The 25,749-nt window shown below is 59.2% G+C and carries 20 protein-coding genes; 5 read left to right on the forward strand and 15 right to left on the reverse strand.

Annotation, left to right across the window (positions count from 1 at the left end; translation table 11 throughout):
* Positions 1-8 precede the first annotated feature (8 nt).
* A complete protein-coding gene (locus JW799_RS01445; protein WP_080836396.1) occupies positions 9-1,355 on the reverse strand; it encodes a GH1 family beta-glucosidase in 1,347 nt (448 codons plus the stop codon).
* A gap of 378 nt (positions 1,356-1,733) precedes the next feature.
* Between JW799_RS01445 and JW799_RS01450 the strand changes: the two genes are divergently transcribed.
* Positions 1,734-2,588 carry an alpha/beta hydrolase gene (locus tag JW799_RS01450; protein ID WP_080836394.1) on the forward strand — a complete coding sequence of 285 codons (855 nt, stop codon included), beginning with the start codon at positions 1,734-1,736 and terminating at the stop codon, positions 2,586-2,588.
* A gap of 88 nt (positions 2,589-2,676) precedes the next feature.
* The gene (locus tag JW799_RS01455) at positions 2,677-3,480 is read left to right on the forward strand and encodes a Cof-type HAD-IIB family hydrolase (protein WP_080836393.1); all 804 of its coding nucleotides are present in this window, start codon (positions 2,677-2,679) and stop codon (positions 3,478-3,480) included.
* A 58-nt stretch (positions 3,481-3,538) separates the two neighbouring features.
* On the opposite strand, the gene JW799_RS01460 is transcribed toward JW799_RS01455, so the two are convergent.
* From JW799_RS01460 to cysT, 6 genes are all read right to left on the reverse strand, one after another.
* On the reverse strand, positions 3,539-4,603 hold the full coding sequence (locus JW799_RS01460; RefSeq protein WP_080836391.1) for a GNAT family N-acetyltransferase: 1,065 nt from the start codon (positions 4,601-4,603) through the stop codon (positions 3,539-3,541).
* Between the two features lie 99 nt (positions 4,604-4,702).
* The gene (locus tag JW799_RS01465) at positions 4,703-5,080 is read right to left on the reverse strand and encodes a helix-turn-helix domain-containing protein (protein ID WP_080836389.1); all 378 of its coding nucleotides are present in this window, start codon (positions 5,078-5,080) and stop codon (positions 4,703-4,705) included.
* A 174-nt stretch (positions 5,081-5,254) separates the two neighbouring features.
* Positions 5,255-6,343 (reverse strand): sulfate ABC transporter substrate-binding protein, encoded by a 1,089-nt coding sequence (locus JW799_RS01470; protein WP_080836387.1) that lies wholly within the window; start codon positions 6,341-6,343, stop codon positions 5,255-5,257.
* Between the two features lie 51 nt (positions 6,344-6,394).
* Entirely contained in the window at positions 6,395-7,462 is a 1,068-nt protein-coding gene (locus JW799_RS01475) for a sulfate/molybdate ABC transporter ATP-binding protein (protein WP_080836385.1), read from the reverse strand.
* Between the two features lie 51 nt (positions 7,463-7,513).
* Positions 7,514-8,308 carry a sulfate ABC transporter permease subunit gene (locus JW799_RS01480; RefSeq protein ID WP_080836383.1) on the reverse strand — a complete coding sequence of 265 codons (795 nt, stop codon included), beginning with the start codon at positions 8,306-8,308 and terminating at the stop codon, positions 7,514-7,516.
* A complete protein-coding gene (gene cysT, locus JW799_RS01485; protein ID WP_240353463.1) occupies positions 8,305-9,111 on the reverse strand; it encodes a sulfate ABC transporter permease subunit CysT in 807 nt (268 codons plus the stop codon). Before cysT ends, JW799_RS01480 begins: the two co-directional genes overlap by 4 nt.
* 271 nt (positions 9,112-9,382) lie before the next feature.
* Between cysT and JW799_RS01490 the strand changes: the two genes are divergently transcribed.
* Positions 9,383-9,784: a secondary thiamine-phosphate synthase enzyme YjbQ gene (locus JW799_RS01490; protein ID WP_080836379.1), complete on the forward strand. Its 402-nt coding sequence runs from the start codon at positions 9,383-9,385 to the stop codon at positions 9,782-9,784.
* Positions 9,785-9,800: 16 nt separating this feature from the next.
* On the opposite strand, the gene JW799_RS01495 is transcribed toward JW799_RS01490, so the two are convergent.
* The 4 genes from JW799_RS01495 to JW799_RS01510 all read right to left on the reverse strand — a co-directional run bounded on the left by JW799_RS01495 (position 9,801) and on the right by JW799_RS01510 (position 15,389).
* Positions 9,801-10,433 (reverse strand): YigZ family protein, encoded by a 633-nt coding sequence (locus JW799_RS01495; protein WP_080836376.1) that lies wholly within the window; start codon positions 10,431-10,433, stop codon positions 9,801-9,803.
* Positions 10,434-11,450: 1,017 nt separating this feature from the next.
* On the reverse strand, positions 11,451-12,695 hold the full coding sequence (locus JW799_RS01500) for a pyridoxal-phosphate-dependent aminotransferase family protein (protein WP_205428378.1): 1,245 nt from the start codon (positions 12,693-12,695) through the stop codon (positions 11,451-11,453).
* Entirely contained in the window at positions 12,682-14,043 is a 1,362-nt protein-coding gene (locus JW799_RS01505; RefSeq protein ID WP_080836373.1) for a Zn-dependent hydrolase, read from the reverse strand. Before JW799_RS01505 ends, JW799_RS01500 begins: the two co-directional genes overlap by 14 nt.
* Positions 14,013-15,389, reverse strand: coding sequence for an allantoinase (locus JW799_RS01510; protein WP_080836371.1), 1,377 nt, complete (start codon positions 15,387-15,389; stop codon positions 14,013-14,015). Before JW799_RS01510 ends, JW799_RS01505 begins: the two co-directional genes overlap by 31 nt.
* A 244-nt stretch (positions 15,390-15,633) precedes the next feature.
* Here JW799_RS01510 and JW799_RS01515 point away from each other — a divergent pair, with 244 nt between their 5' ends.
* Positions 15,634-17,259 (forward strand): PucR family transcriptional regulator, encoded by a 1,626-nt coding sequence (locus JW799_RS01515; RefSeq protein WP_205428380.1) that lies wholly within the window; start codon positions 15,634-15,636, stop codon positions 17,257-17,259.
* 89 nt (positions 17,260-17,348) lie between these two features.
* Here the strand turns inward: JW799_RS01515 and JW799_RS01520 are convergent, their stop codons facing one another.
* The 4 genes from JW799_RS01520 to JW799_RS01535 form a co-directional block, all read right to left on the reverse strand.
* Complete coding sequence (locus JW799_RS01520) at positions 17,349-18,224, reverse strand: carbohydrate ABC transporter permease (RefSeq protein ID WP_205428383.1); 876 nt, start codon at positions 18,222-18,224, stop codon at positions 17,349-17,351.
* Positions 18,225-18,244: 20 nt separating this feature from the next.
* Complete coding sequence (locus JW799_RS01525) at positions 18,245-19,189, reverse strand: ABC transporter permease (protein ID WP_420830670.1); 945 nt, start codon at positions 19,187-19,189, stop codon at positions 18,245-18,247.
* Between the two features lie 128 nt (positions 19,190-19,317).
* A complete protein-coding gene (locus JW799_RS01530) occupies positions 19,318-20,877 on the reverse strand; it encodes an extracellular solute-binding protein (RefSeq protein WP_080836363.1) in 1,560 nt (519 codons plus the stop codon).
* A gap of 283 nt (positions 20,878-21,160) precedes the next feature.
* Complete coding sequence (locus tag JW799_RS01535) at positions 21,161-22,657, reverse strand: extracellular solute-binding protein (protein ID WP_080836361.1); 1,497 nt, start codon at positions 22,655-22,657, stop codon at positions 21,161-21,163.
* Between the two features lie 139 nt (positions 22,658-22,796).
* Here JW799_RS01535 and JW799_RS28185 point away from each other — a divergent pair, with 139 nt between their 5' ends.
* A complete protein-coding gene (locus tag JW799_RS28185; RefSeq protein ID WP_240353120.1) occupies positions 22,797-25,235 on the forward strand; it encodes a helix-turn-helix domain-containing protein in 2,439 nt (812 codons plus the stop codon).
* Positions 25,236-25,749: the final 514 nt, after the last annotated feature.

The following is a 25,749-nucleotide window of genomic DNA, read 5'->3' on the forward strand; positions in this document are numbered from 1 at the left end:
AATGGCTTTTACACGTCCAGCCCGCCGTCGGCGATGACCTGCCGGATGAAATAATAGCTGTCCTTCGGATAGCGCGCGAACGTCTCGTAATCGGTGTACACGATGCCGAAGCGTTTGCGGTAGCCTTCCGCCCACTCGAAATTGTCCAGCAGCGACCAGGCGAAATAACCCTTGAGCGGAACGCCCGATTCGATCAGCCGGTGGCACTGGATGAAGTGCTTGCGATAGTACTCGGTTCGCAGCTCGTCGTGCACCCGATGGTCGGCGGTCAACTCGTCCTCGTAGCAGGCGCCGTTTTCGGTAATGTAGATCGGCGTGTCCCCGTACTCGTCCTTCACCCACGACAGCACCTTGTACAGTCCGTCCGGATACACGTTCCAGTCCATGAACGTCTTGTCGAAGCCGAGCTGCACTTCCTCGCAGTCGAACAGGCCCTCGCCCTGCTTGTAGCGGCCGAAACCGCCGCTGTAATAGTTGACGCCGATAAAATCGATCGGCTGCGCGATCGTCTCCATATCCCCCGGCTCGATCGGCACCTCGGCGCCCTTCTCGCGGAACCAGTCGACCATGAACGCCGGATACGTTCCCTTGAACGTCGGCTCCATAAACCACTCGTTGTTCCACGCCCGCTGCCGCCGCGCCGCCTCGACGTCTTCCTCGCGCGTCGTGTACGGTTCGTACCAGTACAGGTTGTGGGTGGTGCCGATTTCGCCCTTCACGCCCAACGAGCGGAACTTTTTGACCGCCTCCCCGTGGGCCACCATGCAATTATGCGCAACCGTTACGGCCAGCTGCAGGTCTTTGTTGCCGGGAGCGTGGGCTCCCAGGTAGTTGGACAAAAACGAAACGCACCACGTCTCGTTAAACGTTATCCATTGCTTTACCTTTCCGTCGAATGCCTTGAACACCGTTTCCGCATAGCGGACGAACGCGTCGATCGTATCCCGGTTCGCCCAGCCGCCCTTGTCCTGAAGCGCCTGCGGCAAATCCCAGTGATACAGCGTGACGCAAGGCTCGATTCCGGCCGCCAGCAGCGCGTAAAGAACGCGCCGGTAATAATCCAGTCCTTCCGGATTGAGCTCGCCGTCCCCGGTCGGATATACGCGCGGCCAGGCGATAGACAGCCGGTACGCTTTGACGCCGAGCCCCTTGAGCAGGGCGACGTCCTCCTCGTAGCGATGATAGCTGTCGCATGCCCTGTCGCCGTTGTCGTCGTTCGCCACCTTGCCGGGCGTATGGGAAAACGTATCCCAAATGGAAAGCCCTCTGCCGCCTTCCCGGTATGCCCCTTCGATTTGATAGGAAGCCGTTGCCGTCCCCCAGACGAAATCGGCCGGAAACGTTAATTTTGCCATCGATCCTACCTCCGCACAGAGAATAAATACGTGCATGTAAAACGTTTTCTATCCCGATTTTAACATGTTCCCGGGAAGAACGCCCGCTTTTTTCTGTGCGATTTTGCTTACTATTTATTCGGGTTAGGCGCTTTTTTCGGGGAGCTCCCGGGCGAGCGTCCCGATCGAGTCGAGAAATTCCTGCACGGCGGGAATGCCGCGTTCCAGCGCGTCTTCTCCCCGCTCGTACACGGCGCCTCCCGTCCCCTCCAGCAGCTATTGCGTTCGGCCCTCATTCGCCTTTGAATTGCAACGAAAGGAAAAATGCGTTAAAAAGAAAAGAGAATCGGCGCACGCCGTCCGGCGGCGGCAAGCAGGACAGACGAAGGGGAGGACCGAATGGACAACCGAAGCTACGAGTGGGTATTGGCCGACGGCAGCCGCATGTTTGCGTGCGAATGGAGACCCGGCGAACGCGCTTCCGTCCGCGGCGTCGTCGCCATCGTGCACGGGATGGGGGAGCATATCGGGCGCTATGCGCATGTCGCCGAGACGCTTACGGAAGCCGGGTTCGCGGTGTTCGGCTTCGACCAGCGCGGACACGGACGCACGGCCGGAAGACGGGGGCATACGCCTTCCTACGAAGCCCTGTTCGAAGGAGTGGACCGCATGCTGGACGACGCGAGGCGGAGCTGTCCGGGGGTCCCTTTGTTTTTGTACGGGCACAGCATGGGCGGAAACGTGACGCTGAACTACGTGCTGCGCCGCAAGCCGGCCATCGCGGGCGCCATCGTCACGAGCCCCTGGCTTACGCTTTCCTTCAGTCCCCCGCCGCTGCAGGTCGTCGTCGGGCGAATGCTGGAACGAATCCGGCCGACCTTTTCCAACAATCGGCCGATGATTCCCGAGCGATTGAGCTCCGATCCCGACATGATTCGCCGGCTGAAGGAGGATCCGCTCGGACACGGCCTGATCAGCGCCGCTTTTTTCTTCGGCGTGCAGCGGGCCGGGCTGTGGGCGCTCCAGCATGCGGGGGATCTGTCCGTCCCGCTGCTGCTCATGCACGGAGACGACGATAAAGTCACGTCCTTCGTTTCCAGCGCGCGATTCGCAAACGCCGCCGGACCGCTGTGCTCCTTCCGGGAATGGCCGGGCTTCAAGCACGAGCTGCACAACGAAACCGGGCGGGAGCGGGTTTTCGCCGCGATCAGGGATTGGCTGGACGAACGCATGGGCGCGGAACGCTTGTCCTAAGCCCGTCAGCCCCCTCTGTACCATCCCCGTCCGTTCCGGTACAATCTATGGAGAGAACGATAAGAGAAAAAGGAGAGAACCGGAACCGATGACAACGTATAAATTGGTGGCCATGGACCTTGACGACAGCTTGCTGAGAGACGATTTAACCGTCAGCGACGAGACGAAAGCGGCCATGGCCGCAGCGATTGCGAAAGGGGCGCACCTGACGATCGCGACCGGCCGCATGTTCGCTTCCGCCAAGCGGGTAGCCGAGCAGGTCGGCATCAACGTCCCCATCATTACGTATCAAGGCTCGCTCATTCGCAACCTGCTCGATCCGCAGGTGCTGTACGAGCGTTTCGTGCCTCGGGAAGTCGCCCGCAAGCTGTACGACTATACGCGCGAACGCGGGCTTCACCTGCAAACGTACATCCGCGACCGGCTGTACGCCTTCGACGAAGGCGACAAGATTGTCGCTTATGCCCGGCAATCCGGCATTCCCTATACCGTGGAGCCCGATTTCGACCGGCTGCCGGCGGGAGATCATATCAAGCTGATGATCATCGACGAGCCGGAGCGGCTGCTCGAGCTGGCCCCCGTCCTCCGGCCGATCGTCGGAGAAGACGTCCATGTGACGACCTCGAAGCCGCACTATCTGGAATTCGTGCACCGCGAAGCGACCAAAGGCCACGCGCTCCGCTTTCTCGCGGAGCATTACGGAATCCCGATGGAGCAGACGATCGCCATCGGGGACGCCTGGAACGACCGCGAGATGATCGAAGCGGCCGGTCTCGGCGTCGCGATGGCCAACGCCGTGCCCGCGCTGCGGGAGCTGGCCGATTTCGTTACGCTCGGCAACAACGAGGACGGCGTCCGCCACGTGCTGGAGAAATTCATTTTGAACGCCTGAAACGCAAGCGAAAAGCCCCCGCGGCGCCGAATACGGCGGCACGCGGGGCTTGATCTTTTTATTTCGGTCCGAGAGGCTTCTCCAGCGTCAGAAACTTGACCGTGCCGGCCGGGCGCACGACAAGCTCCTGGTCCGCGACCTCATAGCCCATGTTCTCGTACATGACGAGGTTCTTATGTACGGTTTGCCGAACTTTGCAGCGGCTGATTTCCGCGCCTTTGGCGACGCCCTGGCGTTCGCCCCATTCCATGAGCTTCCGGGCGTAGCCGCGCTTGCGCCGGGACGGAACGACCGACAGCCGGGAAAATACGACCGCGTTGCCCTCGAACCGGTACCTGACCGCTCCGACGGCGGTTTCGTCCTCGTACAGAATGCCGGCGAATTCCTTCTCCTCTTCGAGCAGGGCGCGGATTTGGCCGGCCGTTTCCTCGAGCGCGCTCGAAGGCGGCACCGCCACCCGGTATTCCTCGAAAGCGGCTTGAGTGACCGCGTACAGCTCGTCCGCGTCTTCCGGACCGGCATTCCGGATTTCGATATCCGGGTTCGCTCTCGGCTTCGGTTCGGAGTTGGCGGCCGGCTGCGGATCCGGGAGCTTATCGCGCGCGCTCGTTCCGGCCGAGGCTGCCGGCACTGCGTCCGCTTCGTCTTCCGCGGCCTCTCCCGTCACGTCGATCGGAGCCGCCTGCCTGCCGGGCGAAACGCCGGGCGCCGAAGCCGCTCCTTCGAAATAAAGGCGAGCGGGGCGCAGCAGAAGCAGCACGACAATGATTAGCGACAGCAGCAGCTGAAGCGGGTTGTTGGACGAAAACCAGAACACGACGAGCGACAAGACGATCGCAAGCATTCTCTTTTTCCTGGCGATGGCGACGAGCGTCAGAATGATCCCCAAAATCGAAGGCGCCAGATTGACCGCCACGACGCCGAGATGCTGGGGTCTATACTCTTCCGGATTATCAAAGCCGAACATCGTCGTTATCGTATTGGCCTTGTATTCGTTCCATCCGCTCCAGGCGCCGTCCGGAACGACGAGCAAAAGCGTGGCGACAATAAGGATAAAGGCGAATAAAGCCAGTTTGAAATAAAGAAGCAGCTGCACGATGCGGATGGAATTCGGTTTAGCCAATGGAAAACCCCCTGAAATTTTTGGACGAATGAATGTTTCCAATCTACAGTATACGTGCGAGAAAGCGCTACGTTTCAGTATCCGCGAAGCGACGGCGGATCATCCGTCCTTTTCGCCCCTTTTCTTCCTTTTTCGGTCGTGCTCCCGCTTTTCTTTCAACAACCGGAACATTTCGAGGCTGTCCAGAAGATAACGGGCTTCTTCGTCGGTAAGGTTTTCCCGGATGCCTCCCACGCAAATTCGGTTGCCGGCTTCCTCGCCGCTTTCGGCCTTCTTCCCGCCGGCGAGCAGCCAATCGAGCGACACTTCGTATAGCGATGCCATTTCCCGCAAAATGTCGTTGTCCGGCTGGGACTTGTTGTTTTCGTACTTCGAAATCGTCGTAAAATCGATTCCCAGCTTGTCCGCAACTTCGTTCTGGGTCATCCGTTTCCGGTTGCGGGCTTGCTTGAGCCGGGTTCCGAACGTTTCGGCCATCGGCACCGCCCCTTTAAAAATAGTATAAAAGATTTAGTTCCGGGTCCAAATAAAGATGAAGAATTTTCAATAATATTAACCGCTATTGCCGTAATGTCAAGTTTTTCCGGACACCGGCGGCCAACGCAAAAATAAAAAAGAGCGCCCCTGAGGGCGGCTCCCGAAGCCTTGCGATTAAATTCCCGCGAGCACCTGGTACCAGACGCCGCGGCTCGAATACAGCGTTTCCCGTACTTCGTCCCAGCCGCCCAGGTAGCCGATGTCGAACAAATCGTCCGGCTGCCGGAATTCGTCCTTCCAGTTGGCCGCCGTTTCTTCGTGCACCGGGCGAAACCCGTGCTCGGCGAAAATTTGCTGGGCCTGCTCCCCGTGAAGGAAGGCGACGAACGCGTCGGCAACCTCCCGCACGCCGTGGCGATCCGCATTGACGTCGACGACGGCGGCCGGATTCTCGATCAGAATCGTCCGGCTCGGCGTCACGATGTCGTAATCGACGCCCTGGGCCATACGCGCGAGCAGCTCGTTCTCGTAAGTGACGATAACGTCGCCGACGCCGTACTCGAAAGCCGCCATCGACGCGCGCCCGCTTTTATCCATCGATTCGATGTTGCGGTGCACGTCTTCCAGAAACCGCTTCGCGTAAGCGGGGTCTTTGGCGCCCGTCTCCTCCTCCGACTTCTTCAGCCCGTAGCCGTACAGCGCGTTGATATCCCATTGCGCACCGCCTGACGTTTTCGGATTCGGATAGAGCACCTTCACGTCGTCGCGCGTCAAATCGTCGAAGTCGGAAATGCCGAGCGGGTTGCCCGGGCGCGTTCCCATCACCACGATCGAACGCGTGATCATGCCGCCGTTGTCCGAATCGTCCTTCCAGTTCGCGCGCATGAAGCCGGCGTTTGCGACTTTGTCCATGTCGCCTTCCATCGACAGCACGGCGACGTCCGCCTCGAAGCCGCCGGCGATCGAGCGCGCCTGCGTCCCCGACGCTTCGTAAGATTCCTGAAACCTGACGTCCTGCCCCGTCTTCGCTTTCCATTGTTCGCGAAAAAGCGGCATAATTTCCTGCAGGGCGTCCTTGGCGACGGAGTACGCCCCGACGACAAGCGTCACGCCGCCTTGCTCGCCCCCGCCGGATCCGGTCGTCCCCGAGGACGGCCCGCCGCCGCCGCATCCGGCAATCGTGCCCAACAGCAATATGAATGCGCCCCATCCGGCTAGTCCGACTTTCCGTCGGCGGAATGGCGCGCGGCTTCCCCGTCTCATTCCGTTTCCTCCTTGCGGTGCCTTCGAAGGCTCCCGCCGCCCGTCGATCGTTTAAATTTCGAAGGCAATCGGACTTGCCTTCAATTTATTTTCCATCACCCAGCTGTCGTTGTCGTTGAACAGATAAGCCCGGTGCACGAGCACGAGCACCTCGTCCCCGGCATGCAGCACTTCCTTTTCCAGGGAGCGATAGGTGACCAGCTTGTTGTCCCCGACCTCGACCTCGACGAGCCATTCGCTTCCCCGGAAATGAATGTGGCTCACGCGCCCCGGAACCGTCGCGGACAGCAGCTGGGTAAAATCGTCCCGCAACCCGACCTCGACGTATTCGGGGCGGATTAGCGCCCGCGTGCCCGGCCATAGGGCCACATCCTCGAAGCCGTTCAGGGCCGAAATATTTTCGACGACGGTGGATTCCCCGATAAAGCCCGCCACGAACGGGGTTTGCGGATCTTTATAAATTTCCCAAGGAGTGCCTTTCTGCTCCAGCCGCCCCTTGCTGATAATCATGATTTCGTCCGCGACCTCGATCGCCTCGTCCTGATCGTGCGTGACGAAAATCGAGGTGATGCCGAGACGGTCGATCATTTCCCGCAGCCAGGAGCGCAGCTCGTGGCGGATTTTGGCGTCGATCGCCGCGAACGGCTCGTCGAGCAGCAGCAGCTGCGGCTCCGGCGCCAGCGCTCGGGCGAACGCCACGCGCTGCCGCTGGCCCCCGGACAATTGATGGGGATAGCGCTTCTCGAAGCCGACGAGCCCGGTCAATTCCACCAGCTCGCCGACGCGGTCCTTGATTTTCGCTTTTGTCCACTTTTTGACTTCGAGTCCGAAGGCGATGTTTTCCGCGACCGTCATATGCTTGAACAAGGCGTAGTTTTGGAAAACGAAGCCGATGCCGCGCTCTTGAGGCGGCAGGTCGTTAACCCGTTTGCCATGAAAAAGAATATCGCCGGAGTCCGGCGTCTCCAGCCCGGCCAGCATGCGAAGAATGGACGTTTTGCCGCCGCCGGAAGGTCCGAGCAAACCGATCAGCTGACCTTTTTCGATATCGAAATGAACGTCGGAAACGGCCTGAAACTCCCCGAACTTTTTATTCAATCCGCGAACTTCCACATGCATGGCTGCACCCCTCCAGCTTTCTCTTCTATTTATCGTTCGATCGCGCCCGCTTCAGTCCGCTTTCCTCGATTTCGCCCATTCCATGAAGAGCAGCAAGCCGATGGAGGCGGCCGCAAGCACGAGAGCGACCGAATTGGCTTCCGTCAAATTAAAGTTTTCCACGTCCTGATACACCAAGGTCGTCGCCGTTTGCGTTTTGAACAATATGTTGCCGGATACGACAAGCACAGCGCCGAATTCGCCCAAGCAACGCGCGACCGTCAGCACGACGCCGTAGACGACGCTCCATCGGATCGAAGGCCAGGTCACCCGCCAAAACGTCGTCCACGCATAGGCGCCGAGCATTTGCGCGGCCTCCTCCTGCTGCGAGCCGATCTCCTGAAGCACGGGCATCACCTCGCGGATGACAAGCGGAAACGTGACGAACAGCGTCGCGATCAGCATGCCGGGCAGCGCGTAGACGATATCGATTCCCGCCCGGCCGAGAAGCGCGCCGAGCGCCGTTTCGGGACCGAGCAGCAGCACGATCATGAGGCCCCCGATAATCGGGGATACCGCGAACGGCAGGTCGACGATGCTGTTCAGCAGCCGCTTGAGCTGCGGGCGCAGCCATTTGGCGCGCACGAGATACATCGCCAGCATGACGCCGAACAACGTATTGATCAGCGTAACGACAACGGCGATAATGCCGGTCATCATGAGCGCGTGCAGCGCCTCGGGCCTCGAGATTCCTGCGGCGAAGCCGCTCCAGCCTTCCTCCCAGGCGCCGACCGCGATCCGGAAGACGGGAATAATGAGCAGCAAGCCGAAAACGGCGTACGTAAGTCCGATCCAAAGCCGCCTCATCCGTTCATCCTCCTCGTCTGCACGTAGTTGACGACCCAGAGAATGACGAAGGAGAACGTGAGCAGCAGGACGGAAACGGCGGCGGCGCCCGCCGGATTGTCGCTTTCGATTTCCCCGAAAATATAAACCGACGCGACCAGCGTCTTGCCGGGAATGTTGCCCGCGACGAGCACGACGGCGCCGAATTCCGCCAGCGACCGCGAGAAAGCCAGCATCGCCCCGCTCAGGATGCCCGGCACCATGCTCGGAAAAAGGACCCTCCAGAACGTTTTCGCTTTGGACGCTCCGAGCGTATAGGCCGCCTCCTCCTCCGAAGCGTCGAGTTCTTCCAGCAGCGGTTGAATGGCGCGGATCACGAACGGAAACGTGACGAATACCATCGCCACGACGATGGCCGGCTCATGGAACAAAATCGTAAAGCCGAGCCTGTCGGCGCCCTGGCCGACCCAGCTGTTCGGTCCGAGCAGAAGCAGAATCATCAGGCCGACGACCGCCGTCGGAAGCGCGAACGGCAAGTCGACGAGACTGTTCAGCAAGCTTCTTCCGGGGAAGCGATAGCGGGTCAGCACCCAAGCCGCCATCGTCCCGATGAGCACGTTGACGACGGTGGCGACCAGAGCCAGCTTCACCGTGAGCATGACGGCCTTCCAGGCCAGCGGCTCGGTCAGGTTGCGGACGAAAGCGTCCCAGCCATCGGAAAGCGATTGGCCGTAAATGCCGAGAATCGGAAAAACGATCAACAAAACGAAATAGAGCATGACGGCGCTGCGGAATCCCCAGCTCCACCATCGGCTGCGCAGCATGTTGGTCACGTATGCGAACCTCCCGGGATATGGGCCGAAAACATAATTCCTATTAAAACAGTAGGTATTGTTAATGTAGCAGAACACCGCTTCTCGCGTCAATTGAAAAATGACGAAATTTCCTAAAAATCAGCACAATCGATGGAAACGATAATTTTCCATTATAAATCATACGAACGACGGCACGTTCGCGTGACCGGAACTCTTTATTTTTCAGGGGGCGGGTTGTTCGCTATAATGGGGATAAACGGAAGGAAAGGTCGGGTGGGTTATGCTGCACCGCGAAACGCTGCAAACGTCCAGGCGCGACGAAATGATCGAGATTACGAGACAGGTCGCCTCCGCCGTCGCGAAGCTCGGAATCGAAGACGGGGCGGTCGTCGTCTATTGCCCGCATACGACGGCGGGGATCGCGATCAACGAAAATGCCGATCCCGACGTGAAGCGGGACGTCCTGATGCGCCTCGACGAAGTTTACCCGTGGGAGCATCCGAAGTACCGGCACGCCGAAGGCAACACCGCCTCGCACTTGAAGGCGATTACGACCGGCACGTCCCAAACCGTTATCGTGGCGGGCGGACGGCTGCTGCTCGGCCGCTGGCAGGGCATTTACTTCTGCGAATTCGACGGGCCGAGATCGCGGGAGTACATCGTGAAGGGGTTAAAAGGTTGAAAGTTGAATGGCCGACTTACTCCCCTTCGATAAAATATTTTTCCTCCCCCGTCTCGATCCGCGCTTGCCCTTGGGTCAGGTCGGTCATCCAGGCGGCGAAGCGCTCGGCTTCGGGCGCTTCCGGCAGGCAAACGACGCGCACCCGATCGGTGAACGAAATGTCGCCGAGACGGGTGCCTTTTTGCCGGAGCTCGTTTTCCAGCTTGCCGTACCAGGTGTAGTCCACGTCGACGGCGATTTCCCGGTGCAGCACCTTGACGATCGGCTCTGCGGCGTCGATGCCGGCGACCGCTCCATCCGTATAGGCCCGGACCAGACCGCCGGCTCCCAGCAGAATGCCTCCGAAATACCGGGTCACGACGACCGCCGTGTTTTTCAATCCCCGGTGCTTGATCACTTCCAAAATCGGCTTGCCCGCCGTGCCGCTCGGCTCCCCGTCGTCCAGCGCCTTCTGGTATTCGTCGCGCTCTCCGATGACGTAGGCGGAACAGTTGTGCGTGGCGTTCCAGTGCTGCTTTTTGATTGATTCGATAAAAGCGACCGCTTCCTCCTCGCTCTCCACCGGCCGCGCGTGACCGATAAAACGCGATTTTTTGATGACGATTTCGCTGTTTCCGTAATCCCGTACCGTTGCGTATCTGGACAGCATTCCAATCTTCCTTTCGTCGTGAGGCGAACCTAATAGATCGTATAACGTCTATTATACAGGAATTTCGGGGCGCGCTCCGTACGCGTGGTTTAGGCTTTCCCAAAAATAAAACCCGGTCACGAATACCGGGCTTGGTTATGCTTTCGTCATATTCAGCTACGTATTTCAGCTTTACTTCGAATGATTTTGCACCCTGGGTCTTCCTTGATCGTTCGGGTCATTCGATCGCGACGGGCTATTTTTCGGGTTGTTTTTGTCGGGCTTGGTTTTTGTGCTCATTTCATCGATCACCTCCTGCGTTATCCGTATGAGTATGTCACCAAATGGTTATCTTTATCAAAATAAGGGCAGGCGGTGAGTTTAGCTATTACTCCATGCCCGGGTAGCGTCCGCCGAATGATTTTGGACTTTTGGCATCGATACGGGCCAGATCCTCGGAAGTAAGGCAGCTACGCTTATGGGATTATTGTGTGGTGGATTAGAGATGGCATCCATAATAGCTCTGAATATATAGCCAAACCAAATCACTTTACTGTACAGAGGAAGTTAGCGTCTTCATGTAGTGCGCCGGGTGCGCTTCTTTGGCGAAAATGGTGGGGCGGCGTCTCCATGTAGTGCGCCGGGTGCGCTTCTTTGGCGAAAATGGTGGGGCGGCGTCTCCATGTAGCGCGCCGGGTGCGCTTCTTTGGCGAAAATGGTGGGGCGGCGTCTCCATGTAGCGCGCCGGATGCGCTTTTTGCTGCCGGAAGCTTCCGCATTGGCAGATGCATAAATAGTGCTTAGAGCTTGCGCAAGGAAGGAATCATTGGCAGAGCTATAAAAGCAGCTAAGGGTCGCGCTAGGCAGATTCTTGCCGATTCGGGCACGGAAAGTTCCGGAATGTATAGCTGCGCGGGGGTTGTCCGGCGCAGAATTTCGGCGCAATGGCCCTGCGGCGCTCCCTGGCCTCGGCTCGGGAGCGCCGTGCCGAATGCGCGGCCGGTTCCAGCAGGACCAGATCGCGGCCGCGACCGGCAATCATGGACAGGCCGACCGCCGCGCCATATAAACGTCCAGCGCGGCTTGCACGGCTTTGCCGGCGTCGATCGCCGCGCCGTGGCGAAGCAGCGCCGCCTCGAGGGCGCCGAGCGCGTGCAGCACGTTCGTCTGCCGGCAGCTGTAGCCCATCGTCCCGATGCGCCAGATTTTGCCGGCGAGCGGGCCGAACGAGCTGGCGATTTCGACGCCGAACTGCTCCAGCAGCATTTGCCGGACGGACTCGCCTTCGATCCCTTCGGGAATGTTCACGCAGGTGACGACCGGAAGCTTGCAGGCGGGATCGCCGAACAGCGTCAGGCCCATCGCCTCAAGGCCCTCCATCAGCGCCCGCTCGTGCAGCCGGTGACGCGCGAAGCGTTCCGCGAGTCCCTCTTCCAGCACGATGCGCAGCCCCTCCCGGAGCGCGTACAGCATCGAGGTCGCTTCCGTATGGTGATTGAGCCGCCGCGGGCCCCAATAGTCCATCAGCTGGCTCAAGTCGAAGTAGTTGCTTTGGATCATGCGGCCCGACAGTTCGACATCCGTATCCGGATTGCGGATGCCCCGCTCGACCCGTTTGCGCGAATTGATTTTTCGCTCCGCCCGTTCGTTGAACGTAATCGGCGCGAGCCCCGAAGGAACGGAAATGTTTTTTTGCGTGCCGCCCATCGCCGCGTCGATCCGCCAAGCATCCGTCTTGACGTCCGTGCCGCCGATCGTGGCCACGACGTCGACGATGAACAGAATATCGAGTTCCCGGCAGGCCTTGCCGATCTCCTCGAGCGGCTGCATCCGGCCCGTCGACGTTTCCCCGTGCACGATCGCGACGACGTCCGGGCGCTCCCGCTGGATGGCGGCGATGACCTCCTCGGGATCGAACACGGTTCCCCATTCCCGTTCCAGCGTGACGACCTCCGCGCCGCACCGTTCCGCGATTTCGACGAGGAGATGGCCGAAGCGGCCGAAAATCGGCACGAGCACTTTTTCGCCGGGCGCGATCAGGCTGACCATCACCGCTTCGATCCCGGAGCGCGACGTGCCGTCGACCGGAAACGCCTGGGTATTCGCCGTTTGAAACACCTCGCGGACCATTTCCATCGTTTCGTTCATCAGCCCGGTAAACTCGGGATCGAACTGGCCGAGAATCGGCGTCGCCATCGCGCGCAGCACGCGCGGATCCGCCTCCACCGGGCCGGGGGTCATGATGATGCGCTGCGACGGGGCCAGGTCTCTATATTTTTTCATGGATAAATTCCTCCTTGTAGGCGTGCAAAAACAGCCACTCTGCAAGCGCGGCGATTCCGTCGGCCAGTTGCTCCGGCTCGGTGTGCTCCAGCGGAGAATGGCTGATCCCGTCCCGGCTCGGGACGAACAGCATCGTCGTCGGAAACGCCCCCCGAAACACCTGCGAATCGTGCCCGGCGCCGCTGTACATCGAGCGGTACGAATACCCGGCCGCCTCGCAGACGGACATCATCGCGCGGTTCATTTCCTCGCTCATCCGGACCGGCTCCGCGTTCATCCATTCCGACACCTCGACCGACAGGCCGCGCCTTGCCGCGATTTCCGCGAACGACTGCCGGAACGCCCCGCAGAAACGGTCCAGCTCCCCGGCGTCCTTATCCCGAACGTCGACGGAAAAAACGGCTTCGCCCGCAATGACGTTGGCCACGTTCGGGCGAACCTCCAGGCGTCCCGCCGTCGCGACGAGCCCGTCCTCGCGAGCAAGCGCCGCCCGCTCCAGCCAGCCGATCATCTCGCACGCTCCGGCAACGGCGTCCCGGCGGCCCGGCATCGGCGTCGTGCCCGCATGATTGGCCGCGCCTTCCACGCGAACGGCGAACCGCCTTTGCCCGACGATGCCGTCCACGATGCCGAGGGCGAGCCCCTCCCGCTCCAGCACATAGCCTTGCTCGATGTGAAGCTCGATAAACGCGGCAATGTCGTTCCGTCGCGGAGAGGCGTGAAGGCCCAGGCCGAAGCCGGCCGTTTCCATCGCTTCCTTCAACGAAACTCCGTCCGCATCGCACAGGTTCGGCACGGAGGCGATGTCGTATTTTCCGCAAACGTTGCCCGAGCCCCAATAGGTCAGCGGGAACCGGCTTCCCTCTTCCTCGCACAGCGACGCGGCCTCAAGCGTTCGCAGCGGCGGGCCGAATTTTTCCCGCAAAAACTTCAGCGCGATCATGCCCGCGAGCACGCCGTACGCCCCGTCCAGCTTGCCGCCGCTGACGACGGTGTCGACGTGGGAGCCGGTCACGATTTTCGGCAGCCCGGGCTTTCGGCCCTCCAGGCGTCCGAACAGATTGCCGACGTCGTCGAAATAAGGCCGCAGGCCGTCCGCCGCCATTTTTTCGGCCAGAGCCCGCTGCGCCGAGCTCCACGCCGCGTCGTACAAAAGCCGGGTGACGCCGCCCGCCTCGTCCGCCCCGTATCGGGCCAGCCATTCGACGGCCTCCGTTATTTCCCGCCTGAACCGGACGCGGTCGGCGTCCGTCACGAGGCGTTCGCGAGCGCTATTGTCGGTCACGCCAAGCCCCCCTTTGTCCGTGTTGTCGTCGATCACTTTCCGGTCGCCAGAGGGCCGAACCATTCGCCCGCCGCCGCGTCCGCAACGCCGCCATGCCGATCGTAGACGACGCTGCCCCGCAGAACGGTCGTTTGCACGCGGCAGCGCATCGTTTTGCCGATGTAGACGTTCTGCTTGTGCCGGTCATGCAGGTGTTCCTTGCGCAGGACATACGGGGAAAAATCGACGATCGCCAAGTCCGCGTCGGCGCCGACGGCGATCTGTCCCTTGCGGGGGCCGAGCCCGAACCGCCGCGCCGGACCGCCCGAGAGCAGCCGGCAAAGCAGCGGCAGCTCGAGCCCCCGCGCGGCATGGCCTTCGCCGAGCACGAGCTCCAGCGAATTTTGCGCGCCGGAAATGCCGCCCCAGATTTCGAACCAGTCGGCGGACGTCTTCATCTCCGGCGGGCAAGGCGAATGGTCGGAGGCGATCATGTCGATTTCGCCCCGCGCGATCGCCGCCCACAGCCCTTCGACTTCCGCTTGCGTGCGCAGCGGAGGCGCGCATTTCGCCACCGGTCCGGCCTGCTCGAGCGCATCGCCCGTCAGCGTCAAATAGTGCGGGCACGTCTCCAGCGTAACGTCCAGGCCCGACCGCTTGGCCCGCGCGATCTCTTCCGCCGCCTCCGGACTGCTGATATGCACGAAATGAAGCGGGCAGCCCGTCTGCTCCGCGAAAAACAACGCCCGCCGCACCGCCTCGACCTCGGCGTAAACCGGCCGGGTCTGCAAATAATCGGCAGGCCCGGCGAGGCCGCGGCTCGCCTTGTCCGCGGCGAGCGCCCGGATGACGGCTTCGCTTTCGGCATGCAGCGCCAATATTTTGCCGAGCCGGGCGATTTCCCGCATGCCGGCGTACAGCGTCGCGTCGTCCACCTCGCGGAAAGCTCCTTCCTCCTTGCCGCCGGCCGCGGACATAAACGCTTTGAAGCCGACGACGCCCGCTTCCGCCAACGGCGCGAGCTCCTCCAGGTTGCCGGGAACGAGGCCGCCCCAAAACGCGTAGTCGACGCGGGAACGTCCTTTCGCCAGCCGCTTCTTCTCCTCCAGCGCGGCCAGCGTCGTCGTCGGAGGCAGGCCGTTGAGCGGCATATCGAAGTAAGCGGTGCAGCCGCCCGCGGCGAGCGCCGCCGAGCCGCTCGGAAACCCTTCCCAATGCGCCATGCCCGGCTCGTTGAAATGAACGTGAACGTCGATCATGCCCGGCACGACGACAAGCCCTTCCGCTTCGAGCGCCGTCTCCGCCTCTTCCGCCGGAACGGTCCCCAAAACCGCGATCTTGCCTCCCTGAATCCCGATATCCGTACGCTCGACTCGGTCGTCCAGCACGACACGGCCGCCCTTGATCACCAAATCGTACTTGGCTGCCATCCGATTTCCTCCCATCCTTCCGGTCAAACAGCGGTTCGCCTATTTGTCACGAATAGTAACATTTCGAACGCCAGTTGATTTCATCTTAGCAGAAATAGAAGTCAAAACAATAGACAATGTGCACAAAGGTAACATAATTAATTGTTTGAATTGCACAAGCCCATATTTTGTTGCATAATTCTCTAAAGACAAACCTTTTTTTATGTAATTTTATTTAACATAAATTCGTTCCGGAGGGGATCGCATGCAGCTTCAAGAACTGCTCAAGCTGCCGGTTTATCGCGGCGCCCGCCTGCTCGCCGGCAAAGGCGGCGCGGCGCGGCAGGTCAAATCGGTCAACATGATGGATGCGCCCGATATCATTGGCTTTCTCAAGCCGAATGATCTGCTGCTCACGACAGGGTACGCCATGCGCGACAAGCCGGAGGAGCTGGCCGGACTGATCCGGCAGATGGCCGAAAACGGCTGCGCCGGCCTCGGCATCAAGCTCAAGCGGTTTTTGCACGAAATCCCGCAGAGCGCGTTGGACCTGGCCGACGAGCTGGACTTTCCGCTGATCGAGCTCGCGCTCGAGCCTTCCCTCGGCGAGCTGCTTCAAGCCTCGCTGAGCCGCATGATGGAAAAGCACAACGAAGAGCTGCACTACGCGATCGATCTGCACCGCGATTTTTCCCGGATGATCATGCAAGGTCACGGAATCGCCGCCGTCATCCAGGCGCTGTCGCGCGTCGTCGAAGGCACCGCCCTGCTGATGAATCACCGCTGCGAGACGATATTCGGCTCGGGGCCGCTTCCCGATGCCGTATTCGGGCAGCTGCGGGAGCAATCGCGCCGCATGCTGGCCGGGCAGCCGGACTCGGACGCCGAAACGGTCGGCTTGCGTTTGCCGGCAGACGAAACCGAAGAAGGGCCGGAAGCTTTTTTTTACCGGATCCGGCTGCCGCAGCAAACGTATTTCATGGTTTTGGTCAATGCGGCGCGAATGGACGGGTCGCCGCTGCCCAGCCTCGCCGTCGAACAGGCCGCCAACGTGATCGGGTTCGAGCTGATGAAGCAGCAGGCCGTGCGCGAACGCACCCGCCGGTTCAAAAACGAATATTTCGATAATTTGGTGGAAGGCCGATTCGGTTCGGCCGCGGAAATTTTGCATTCGGGGAAGCGCTACGGACTGCAGGATCGGGTCCCGTATTTGTGCATCGCCGCCCAAACGGACCCGGGCACGGGGGAAGCCGACGACAGCCAGTTCCAAAAACGGGACTACATTTACGAGCGATTGAAAACGATGCTGTCCGAGCGCAAGCGGAAGTTCGTCATGTTCAACAAAAAGGAACGGTACGTATTGCTGGTGGAGTGGGAGCGGCAGCCGGCTTCCGGGGTCGCCCTTTTGTCCCGCGAATTGGCCGAGCTTCAGGAAAGCCTGTTTTCGGCGGACCGCGTTTCGCTGTCGTTCGGCATCGGCAACCCGGCGGAGCAGCTGACGCAAATTCCGGGCGCTTTCAAAGAAGCGGCAAACGCGCTTGAGCTCGGTTACCGGGGGAGGCAAACGAGATTCGTGCAAATTTATCGGGCAAAAGAGGTCGCCGGGCTGCTCGGCATGATCCCGAAAGAAGCGCGGCGCGACTTTGTGGCGGAATCTTTCCGGCCGCTTGCGAACGTGGAGCCGGGCGAGCGCGAGGAATTGCTGAACACCGCCCGGGCGTTTCTCGAAACGCAGGGCCAGATCGCCGAAACCGCGAAGCGGCTGTACATTCACCGGAACACGGTCGCCTACCGCATGGCCAAGTTCGAGAAGCTGACCGGGCGCAGCTTGCGGGATCCGAACGATTCGCTGCGGCTTCGGCTCGCTTTTTTGCTTCGGGAGCTGCAGTAGGCTTCCAGCTGCAACGGCGAAACCGCCCCCTCAAACGACGAAGCTGTCCCCGTCGGCTTGAAAGCCGGTTCGGGGACAGCCGGCCTGTCCTATCCTTTGATCGAGCCGAGCATGGCTCCCTTGGCGAAATGCTTTTGCAAAAACGGGTATACCAGCAAAATCGGCAGCGTCGCGACGACGATGACGGCCATTTTGACCGATTGCTCCGGAGGCGGCACCGCGGAATCGAGATTCGAGCTGTAGTCCATCCCGCTCGCCAGCACGACGATCTGGCGCAGCAGCACCTGAATCGGCCACATTTCGCTTTTGTTCAAATACAAAATGGCGTTCATATACGTGTTCCAGTACGTGACCGCGTAAAAAAGCGAAATGGTCGCGATCGCCGGCATGGACAGCGGCAGCACGATCCGGAACAAAATGCCGAAATCGTGGCAGCCGTCGATTTTCGCCGATTCCTCCAGCCCCTCGGGAATGTTCTGGAAAAAGTTTTTGAGAATGATCATGTTGAACGCGGTAATCGCCGACGGCAAAATGAGCGCGGCGTACGTATCGATCAGCCCCAGCTCCTTGACGACGAGAAAAGTCGGAATCATCCCGCCGCTGAACAGCATCGTAAAGACGACGAGAAACATCAGGCCTCTCCGGCCGTCCAGGTCCCGCCGCGACAGGCCGTACGCCATGAGCGACGTGATCAGCATGCTGAACAGCGTTCCGACCAGCGTGACGCCGATCGATACGGCCATCGCGCGAAAAATCGTCGGCGTCGAGAAAATGAAGCGGTACGCTTCCGTGCTCCAGACGGTCGGCACGAGAATGAACTTCTTCGCGGCGATTTCCGCGTTCGTCGTAAACGAGCCCGCCACGACATGGACGAACGGAAGCACCGTCACGAGCGCGATGACGGCAAGCAGCGCGAAATTCACGATCGAGAACAGGCGCCCGCCAAACGTTCGGTCTTCTACCATGAGCAGCCTCTCCTTCGCTTTTAGTAAATGCCTTCTTCTCCGAATCTTTTGGCCAGGCGGTTCGCGACCATGACCAGCACGAGGCCGACCGCCGATTTGAAAAATCCGACCGCGGCGCTGTAGCTGAACTGCATTTGCCTCAAGCCGGCGGTATAGACGTACGTATCGATAATTTCAGCGACATTGCGGTTCATCGAGTTGAGCAGCAGGTACACATGTTCGAACCCGAGCTCCAGCACGTCGCCAATTTTCAAGATCAAAAGGACGACAATGACGCTCCGGATCGCCGGCAGCGTAATATGCCAAATCTGCCGCAGCCGTCCGGCGCCGTCCATCCGGGCCGCCTCGTACAGTTGGGGATCGATCGAGGCGATGGCCGCCAAATAGATGATCGTCCCCCACCCCGCCTCGCGCCAGATAACCTGGACGATATACGTGGGCCGGAACCATTCGGGGCTGAGCAGGAAGTTGATTTTGGGCAGCCCCAGCATGACGAGCAGCTCGTTGATAATCCCGCCGTCCATCGTCAGCATGACGTAGCCGATCGAAACGATAATGACCCATGACATGAAATGGGGCAAATAAACGAGCGATTGGAAAAACTTTTTGAAAAACGCGGTCCGCACTTCGTTCAGCATGAGCGCGAGAATGATCGGCACCGGGAAATAAAAGACGAGGTTCATGCCGAACAAAATAAGCGTATTGGATAAAATCTGCCAGAAATCCGGCATCGTGAACAGGCGCTCGAAATGCTCGAAGCCGACCCATTCGCTGCCCAAAATGCCTTTGAACGGCTTGTAATCCTGAAACGAAATGACGAGCCCGAACATCGGGACGTATTTGAAAATCAGAAAATAAAGCAAGCCCGGCAAAATCATGACGTAAATCCAGCGGTTTCTCCACATGCGTTTTTTCCGCTCGCTCTTGGTGCGCTCCCTGAGAGCGGCCTGCGAGCGGACAGCCATTTCCTCCATAACTCCACATCCTTAGAAGAGGTCGGTCAGCGCGAGAGGCATCTCCTTCGCGGAAAGCTTTCCCGTTCGAAAGCCCCGCGAAGGAAATGCCGGGTCGGATCATCGGGTGCTGGTCGCCGTTACTGCCTGGCGGCGTTGAATTCCTCGATGATGTTGTCCCCGCCGTCTTTTTTCCATCTTTCGATCGCTTTATCGAAGCCGGCCTTGTCGATTTGCCCGTAAATATACTGATACGTCGCATCCGTCATAATCTGCTGCAGTTCCACGCCTTTCTCGGCATAGGTGGCCGAATCGAGCGCGGCCGTCGGGTCCTTGACGCCGATTTTCTCGTTTTCGACGATGAGCTGTTCGGCATGAATCCGCCCCGGCAGCTCGTTCAGGCTTTCGTACATGCCGTTCGTCGCGGCCTCGCCGATGACGCTGTCCTTGTAGCCTTTGACTTCGCGTTCCACGAGCTCCTTGTCGTCGGAAACCTTCGCTTTGCCGTCGACGACCGTGTAGTGGACGCCTTCGATGCCCCAGTACATGAGATTCGCCACTTCCGGCGTCATCATTTTGTCGAAGAAGGCCAAAATCTTTTTCAGCTCCGCTTCGTCCTTGACGGCCGTTTTCGGGAACAAAATGACGTTATTGTAGCCCGGAATCATCCATTGGCGAAGCTCGCCGTCGGGACCGGCCACCATGCTGTGCACGTCCAGGACGGCTTCCGGCACGTTTTTGATAAGATCCTTGTTCAGCGAGTCGATATCCTGCATCGAGCCGCCGATATAGATGCCGGCTTTGCCGCTCGTGAACATTTTGACCGCGTCGGTTTTGCTCGTCGCCGCGAAGTCCTGGTTCATGTAGCCGCCGTCGCGCAGCTTTTTGAAGAAGTCCATCGTCTCGACGTACTGCGGGAACATGAACTCCGGCAGCAGCTTGCCGTCCTGCTCGCCCCAGTAGTTCGGCGTGCCGAACCAGGCCGAAACCGTCTTGAACGCGCCGTAGACGAGTTCGTTGCGGTCGACGATGCCGATCGTGTCCGCCTGGCCGTTGCCGTCGGGATCTTTTTCCGTAAACGCTTTCGCCATTTCGAACAGCTCGTCGACGTTTGCCGGCGGCTGGATGCCGAGTTTGTCCGCCCAGTCCTTGCGGTAAATGATGCCCTGGCGCGCCAGCGGGCGGCCGATGTACAGCGAGTACAGCTTGCCTTCGACCTTCGTATTGTCCAAAATTTCCGGCTTCAGCTTGCTCAGGTTCGGAAACTCCGACAGGTAAGGCCCGATTTCCCAGAACTGGCCGTCCTTGATCGCTTCCCTCATGAGCAGGAACGTCGTGGAGTTTTTCAAATACGTGACCTGCGGCAGCGTTCCGGTGGCGAACGACGAGTTCAATTTCTCTTCGTAAGTGTCCGCCGGGAAAAATTGATACGTCAGCTTGGTGTTCGTGAGCTTTTCGACTTCGGTTTTGATGCGGTCGGGCGGCGTCTCCGCCGTGTTGAGCGGCAGCATGATCGTAATTTCGGTCGGCTTTTCGTCCGCCGGCGCTTCCGCGCTTGCGCTCGGGCTCGCGCCGGAAGGCGCCGCTCCGCCGGATGCGGACGGCGACGCGTTATTGCTTCCCCCGGTGGCGCACGCCCCGAGCAGCATGGCAAGCGCGGTCGCCGTGCAAAGCGCGAGCGATAAAGGCTTTCTGTTCATGTTTCGTAGACCTCCATCTTTTTTTGAAATTGGATTTCCGGTCCTGCACCTTGAACACTACACCCCGGCGAACGGTTGCGTATACAATCCTTTGCTCAGGTCGAGCCGTCCGGCCGGCCCGCGTGAAAAAATGATTATTCTCGGCCAAAATGACACCCGGACCGCTCTCGAATCGTCAACGAAATGAAAAAGACGGCCGCCCGGAATGCATCCGGATGACCGTCCGATGGTTCGCCGCACCGTTGTTTGGCCCCGCTCGCCATTCGTTTCCGCGATTCGCCGTTCATTTCGCCGAGCCGAAATAGCCTTGCGTAAACTCCTTAATAATTTGATCGCCTCCGTTTTGCTTCCAGCGCTCGATTTCCTTTTTGAACCCCGCCTCGTCCAGCTGGCCCAAGATATAATTGTAAGTCGCGTCTGATATGATTTTGTTCAGCTCCGCATTTCGCTCGTCGTACGTGACGGACTCCAGGCTGACCGTCGGATCGCGAACGATGAACTTCTCGTTGTCCGAGGTAAGCCGCTCCGCGATTTCCGTCAGCGACTCCTGCTCCTTGATTTTCATCAGATTCGGGTTGCTCATATCCGCGATCATCAGCGTATACAGGGCATTCACTTCCATGACGCGAAGCCGCGTGCTTTCCTGCGGCAGCACCACGAACTCTCCGTCTTTGACATAGTGGCGGCCCTCGTGGCCGTACTTCATCAAGTTCGCGACATCCGCGTCCATCGTCCGGTCGAAAAAGCCAAGAATCCGCTTCAGCTCCTCCTCCGTTTTGATCGCCTTTTTGGAAAACAAATACAAGCCGTTATAATTCGGAATCGACCATATGCGATAACCGTGGGGCCCTTCGATCCGGTTGACGACCGTAAATCGGGCGTCCGGATTGACGAGCGCCGCTTCGTCCGACAGCCGCTGAACGTCGGTCATGCTGCCGATGTAAACGCCCGCCTTGCCGCGAATGAGCAGGTCGCGCTGCTTCTCTTTGCTGGTCACGGCGAAGTCGGGATTGACGATGCCTTCCGAATAAAGCCTTTTCATAAAATTCATCGTTTCCATGTAGGCTTGCGTTTTGAACTCCGGGACAAGCCGACGGTTCTCCACGCCCCAATTGTTGGGCGCGCCGAAGTAGGAGCTGAGCGTCTTGAACGCGCCGAATACGAGATCGTTGCGATCGGTAAGACCGTACGTGTCGTTTATGCCGTTGCCGTCCGGATCGTCCTGCGCAAACCTGCGCATCACCTCGTACAGCTCGTCGATCGTGCCCGGCTCCTTGAGCCCCAGCTTCTCCAGCCAGTCGGCGCGGAGAATGACGCCTTGCCGCGAGGAAGGCCGTTCCGTATACAGGCCGTAAATTTTCCCGTCCAATGCGGTCTGCTTCAAAATCGATTCGTCCAGCCGCCGTAGATTCGGATATTCGTCGAGATAAGGCCCGATTTCCCAAAACGCGCCCGACCGGATCGCCGTTTTCATGAACATGTAATCGGTATGCTTGACGAACGTCGCTTTTTTGAGCGTATTCGTCGTCAGCGCCGTATTCATTTTGTCCGTGTAAATGCCGTCCGGCACCCATTCGATTTCCAGCTTCGTTCCGGTTCCGTCCTCGATTTCGGCGAGCAGCGATTCGGAAGGCGTTTGCGGAAAATGGAGCGGGGCCATCACCGTCAACACCGGCCGTTCTTCCGCGAGCGGCTTCGTCCCGGCCGGCGCCGCCATCGCGCACGACGCGAGCAAAGCGCCGATCGGCAGCAAAATCGCCATTTTCCGTAGCTTGATCATCCAGGTTTCCTCCCCGATTCCTTGAAAAACGCGCGAAAACAACGAAATGATTATCGCCTGATCAGATGATTGTTGTTCCGTTCCGGCCGACTGGCTACAATGGAACTATCACTTATTCGAGATAAGGTGTTGGCTGCCGATGCGCTCTACCAGTTTTCTGACCAAGCTTACCGTATTCGGGTTTCTGCTGAGCACGCTACCCGTGCTGTTCATCGGCTTGTTCTCGTATGCCACCTCGTCCCGGGAAATTCAAAGTCACGTCAACAAAGGGAAAATACAGCTATTAATTCAAATTAATGCCAATGTAGAGCAAATTCTTGTCACTGTCAACCACACGCTGAACCAGGTGCTGAACTCGACCGTGCTCAAACGCGCGATGGGCAACCCGCTTTCTGTAAACGATTTCACGCTCTATGATAACCTAAGAAACGAACTTCGTCACATGCAATCTTTCGATACGCGGCTGGAGGACGTCGTGCTCATCAACCGGGATTACAACTGGATGGTCAAAAATTCCGGGCTCTACCGGTTTGACGAGTATGCCCATTATGACGAAATCGACAAATTGGTCGACTCTTCCGGAGACAGCGCCTGGATGCTGAACCCTTCCGATTGGTTTTACAGCGAGGAAAACGCGGGCAGCGCGCCATGCCGATACAGCATCAGTCTGGCGAAGAAGCTTCCGGTCAACGGATTGGATAAAAGCGGGCTCGCGCTCGCCAACATTCCGGCCTGCGCTCTTCAGGATTTCTTGAGCGGAAACGCGGAGCGGGACGACCGGCTCATGGTCGTCGGCGAGGACGGCCGGCTGCTGCTGCACCCGGATCCGGAGCTGATCGGGCAGCCGCTGGAAGCCGCCGGATTGGCCGAAACGGACAAATTCTCGGGAGACAGCGGCCAGTTCCGCGCGGATATCGATCAGCAGCCTTACTCGGTTACTTATTACCGCTCCCCATATAACAATTGGACTTATGTCTCGTTCACGTCGATCGGCAGCCTGACCAAGGAATCGGACAAAATCGGCATGTACACGCTGCTGGTCTGCTTATTCATGCTGCTGTTCATGCTCTCGCTGGCCTGGATCGGCTCCCGCCGGATGTACTCTCCCGTTCAACAGCTTATGCTGCAGTTGGACGCGGGCGCGGCGACCGGCCGGAAAAACCGGAGCGACGAATTCCAGGTGATCGGCGAGCGGGTGCGCCATTTGTTCCAGTCCAAATCGAGGCTGGAGCAAGAGGTGCACCGGCATATCCGCCAGGTGTCCGCCTTTTATTTAATGAAAGCGTACCAAGGCGGCGGCAAGCCGAGCGAACTGGAGGATCAGCTCGAACGTTTCGGCTACGGCGAGCGCATCCGCGACTGGGAACTGAAGGCGGTGCTTACTCTCCAGATCGATTCGCTCGAATCGACCGGCTACGAAAAGCGCGACGCGGAGCTGCTCCTGTTCGCCATCCAAAATATGATCGAGGAAATCATCCCCGCCGAACGCCGCCTGGCCCCGGTTACCGTCGAGCATACGGTCGTGCTGACCGTCGGCGGCCGCGCGGGGGACCGGACGTATCTCGCGGAATCGGCAGCATCTTCGGCATCTGCTGAATCTGCGGAATCGGTGGAAGCGGCGGCATCTTCGGCATCTCCGGCATCGGCGGGAGCGGCGGAATTTTCGAAAACGGCCCACTCGGCCTCATTTAAAGAGGAAATCATCGCGCTGACCGAGGAATTGCAGAAAAAAATCGCCGACTACTTGCGTCTGACCGTCAGCATTGGCATCAGCCTGCCTTTCCGGAGGCTCGAGGATCTGTCCAACGCGTATCGCGAAGGACTGGAGGCGCTTCGCCAAAGACTCAAGCTGGGCGGCGGCATCATCGTGCAATACGAGCACCTGAACGCGGGCAAGCACGTCCTTAGCTTGCATTACCCGCACCAGCTCGAAAACGAGCTGATCGAAGCCGTCAAGCTGGCGGACAAAGACCGGGCGAAAGAGCTTCTGCACCAGTTTCTCGTGCCCGTTTTCGCCTCCGAAACGTCGCCTCGGGAGTGCCAGATCCCGCTTACCCGGCTATTGAACAACCTGCTCGTCGTCATGCAGGAATCGGGCATTGCCGTTAGCGTCATTCACCCGGAGCGGAGCACGCTGTACGAGGATCTTCTGGAGCTGAACACGTCCGCCGAAATCGAGGACTGGTTTTGGTCGTGCGTCGTGCATCCGATGCTCCGCATTTTCCGTGACCGGCAGGAAGCGCAGTACGCCAACATTTCCGAAAAAATCATCGATCTCGTCCACCGCTACTACGATACCGATTTGACGCTGGAGGAATGCGCCGCGAGGCTCCACTACAATCCAAATTACCTGAGCAGCGTATTTCGCAAGGAAACGGGCCGGTCGTTCAGCGAATATTTGACCGCCTACCGGTTTCAAACGGCCAAAAAATGGCTCGCCGAAACCGACATCCCGATCAAAGACATCGCGGCCAAATTGCGCTACAACAATTCCCAAAACTTCATTCGCTCCTTCCGCAAACAGGAAGGCATTACCCCCGGCCAGTTTCGCGAATCCCGGGGCGGGCGAGCGCTGTAGCGACGTTTGGGTGCGGGTTCCCGTTGCCTCAGTGCTTCTTCGCTCCCCGTCTCTACGGTTACTCGGCTCCGAGCCTCACCGCCTCCCCCGCGTTCCCCCGGCTCCCGGTCTCACCGTCTCCCCCGCGTTTCCCCGGTTCCCTGCGATTCCCGGCTCCCTGCGATTCCCGGCTCCATGCGATTCCCGGCTCCATGCGATTCCCGGCTCCATGCGATGGCTCCCCAGCTTTCCTGCTCCCTCAGCTTCCCTGGCCCTCTAGAACCCTTGAGCCGTCTAATCTTAAATTTCTTTCCCTTATTACGATATCCCGTCGGCTCAGATGCTCCGAAAGCCAATCTCCCGTTCTAACTCCCTATTTACGGTATCCCCTTCGCTCAGATAATTCGGCTTCTCCTTTGCTCTTCGTAACCGGCCCGATTCTTGTCCATGCGCGAGAAATTCGAGAAGTTTTGAATGACTTTTATTGGCATTTATTATTGAAATAAGAACATTTGTTTGGTAAAATTGAATCAGA

It is taken from the genome of Cohnella algarum (assembly GCF_016937515.1).
GTDB classification, from domain to species: domain Bacteria; phylum Bacillota; class Bacilli; order Paenibacillales; family Paenibacillaceae; genus Cohnella; species Cohnella algarum.

Coding starts and splice junctions, on each gene's coding strand:
- JW799_RS01445 (WP_080836396.1), bottom strand. CDS start 1,355: ATGGCAAAATTAACGTTTCCGGCCGATTTCGTCTGGGGGACGGCAACG.
- JW799_RS01450 (WP_080836394.1), top strand. CDS start 1,734: ATGGACAACCGAAGCTACGAGTGGGTATTGGCCGACGGCAGCCGCATG.
- JW799_RS01455 (WP_080836393.1), top strand. CDS start 2,677: ATGACAACGTATAAATTGGTGGCCATGGACCTTGACGACAGCTTGCTG.
- JW799_RS01465 (WP_080836389.1), bottom strand. CDS start 5,080: ATGGCCGAAACGTTCGGAACCCGGCTCAAGCAAGCCCGCAACCGGAAA.
- JW799_RS01470 (WP_080836387.1), bottom strand. CDS start 6,343: ATGAGACGGGGAAGCCGCGCGCCATTCCGCCGACGGAAAGTCGGACTA.
- JW799_RS01475 (WP_080836385.1), bottom strand. CDS start 7,462: ATGCATGTGGAAGTTCGCGGATTGAATAAAAAGTTCGGGGAGTTTCAG.
- JW799_RS01480 (WP_080836383.1), bottom strand. CDS start 8,308: ATGAGGCGGCTTTGGATCGGACTTACGTACGCCGTTTTCGGCTTGCTG.
- cysT (WP_240353463.1), bottom strand. CDS start 9,111: ATGCTGCGCAGCCGATGGTGGAGCTGGGGATTCCGCAGCGCCGTCATG.
- JW799_RS01490 (WP_080836379.1), top strand. CDS start 9,383: ATGCTGCACCGCGAAACGCTGCAAACGTCCAGGCGCGACGAAATGATC.
- JW799_RS01495 (WP_080836376.1), bottom strand. CDS start 10,433: ATGCTGTCCAGATACGCAACGGTACGGGATTACGGAAACAGCGAAATC.
- JW799_RS01500 (WP_205428378.1), bottom strand. CDS start 12,695: ATGAAAAAATATAGAGACCTGGCCCCGTCGCAGCGCATCATCATGACC.
- JW799_RS01505 (WP_080836373.1), bottom strand. CDS start 14,043: ATGGTTCGGCCCTCTGGCGACCGGAAAGTGATCGACGACAACACGGAC.
- JW799_RS01510 (WP_080836371.1), bottom strand. CDS start 15,389: ATGGCAGCCAAGTACGATTTGGTGATCAAGGGCGGCCGTGTCGTGCTG.
- JW799_RS01515 (WP_205428380.1), top strand. CDS start 15,634: ATGCAGCTTCAAGAACTGCTCAAGCTGCCGGTTTATCGCGGCGCCCGC.
- JW799_RS01520 (WP_205428383.1), bottom strand. CDS start 18,224: ATGGTAGAAGACCGAACGTTTGGCGGGCGCCTGTTCTCGATCGTGAAT.
- JW799_RS01525 (WP_420830670.1), bottom strand. CDS start 19,189: ATGGCTGTCCGCTCGCAGGCCGCTCTCAGGGAGCGCACCAAGAGCGAG.
- JW799_RS01530 (WP_080836363.1), bottom strand. CDS start 20,877: ATGAACAGAAAGCCTTTATCGCTCGCGCTTTGCACGGCGACCGCGCTT.
- JW799_RS01535 (WP_080836361.1), bottom strand. CDS start 22,657: ATGATCAAGCTACGGAAAATGGCGATTTTGCTGCCGATCGGCGCTTTG.
- JW799_RS28185 (WP_240353120.1), top strand. CDS start 22,797: ATGCGCTCTACCAGTTTTCTGACCAAGCTTACCGTATTCGGGTTTCTG.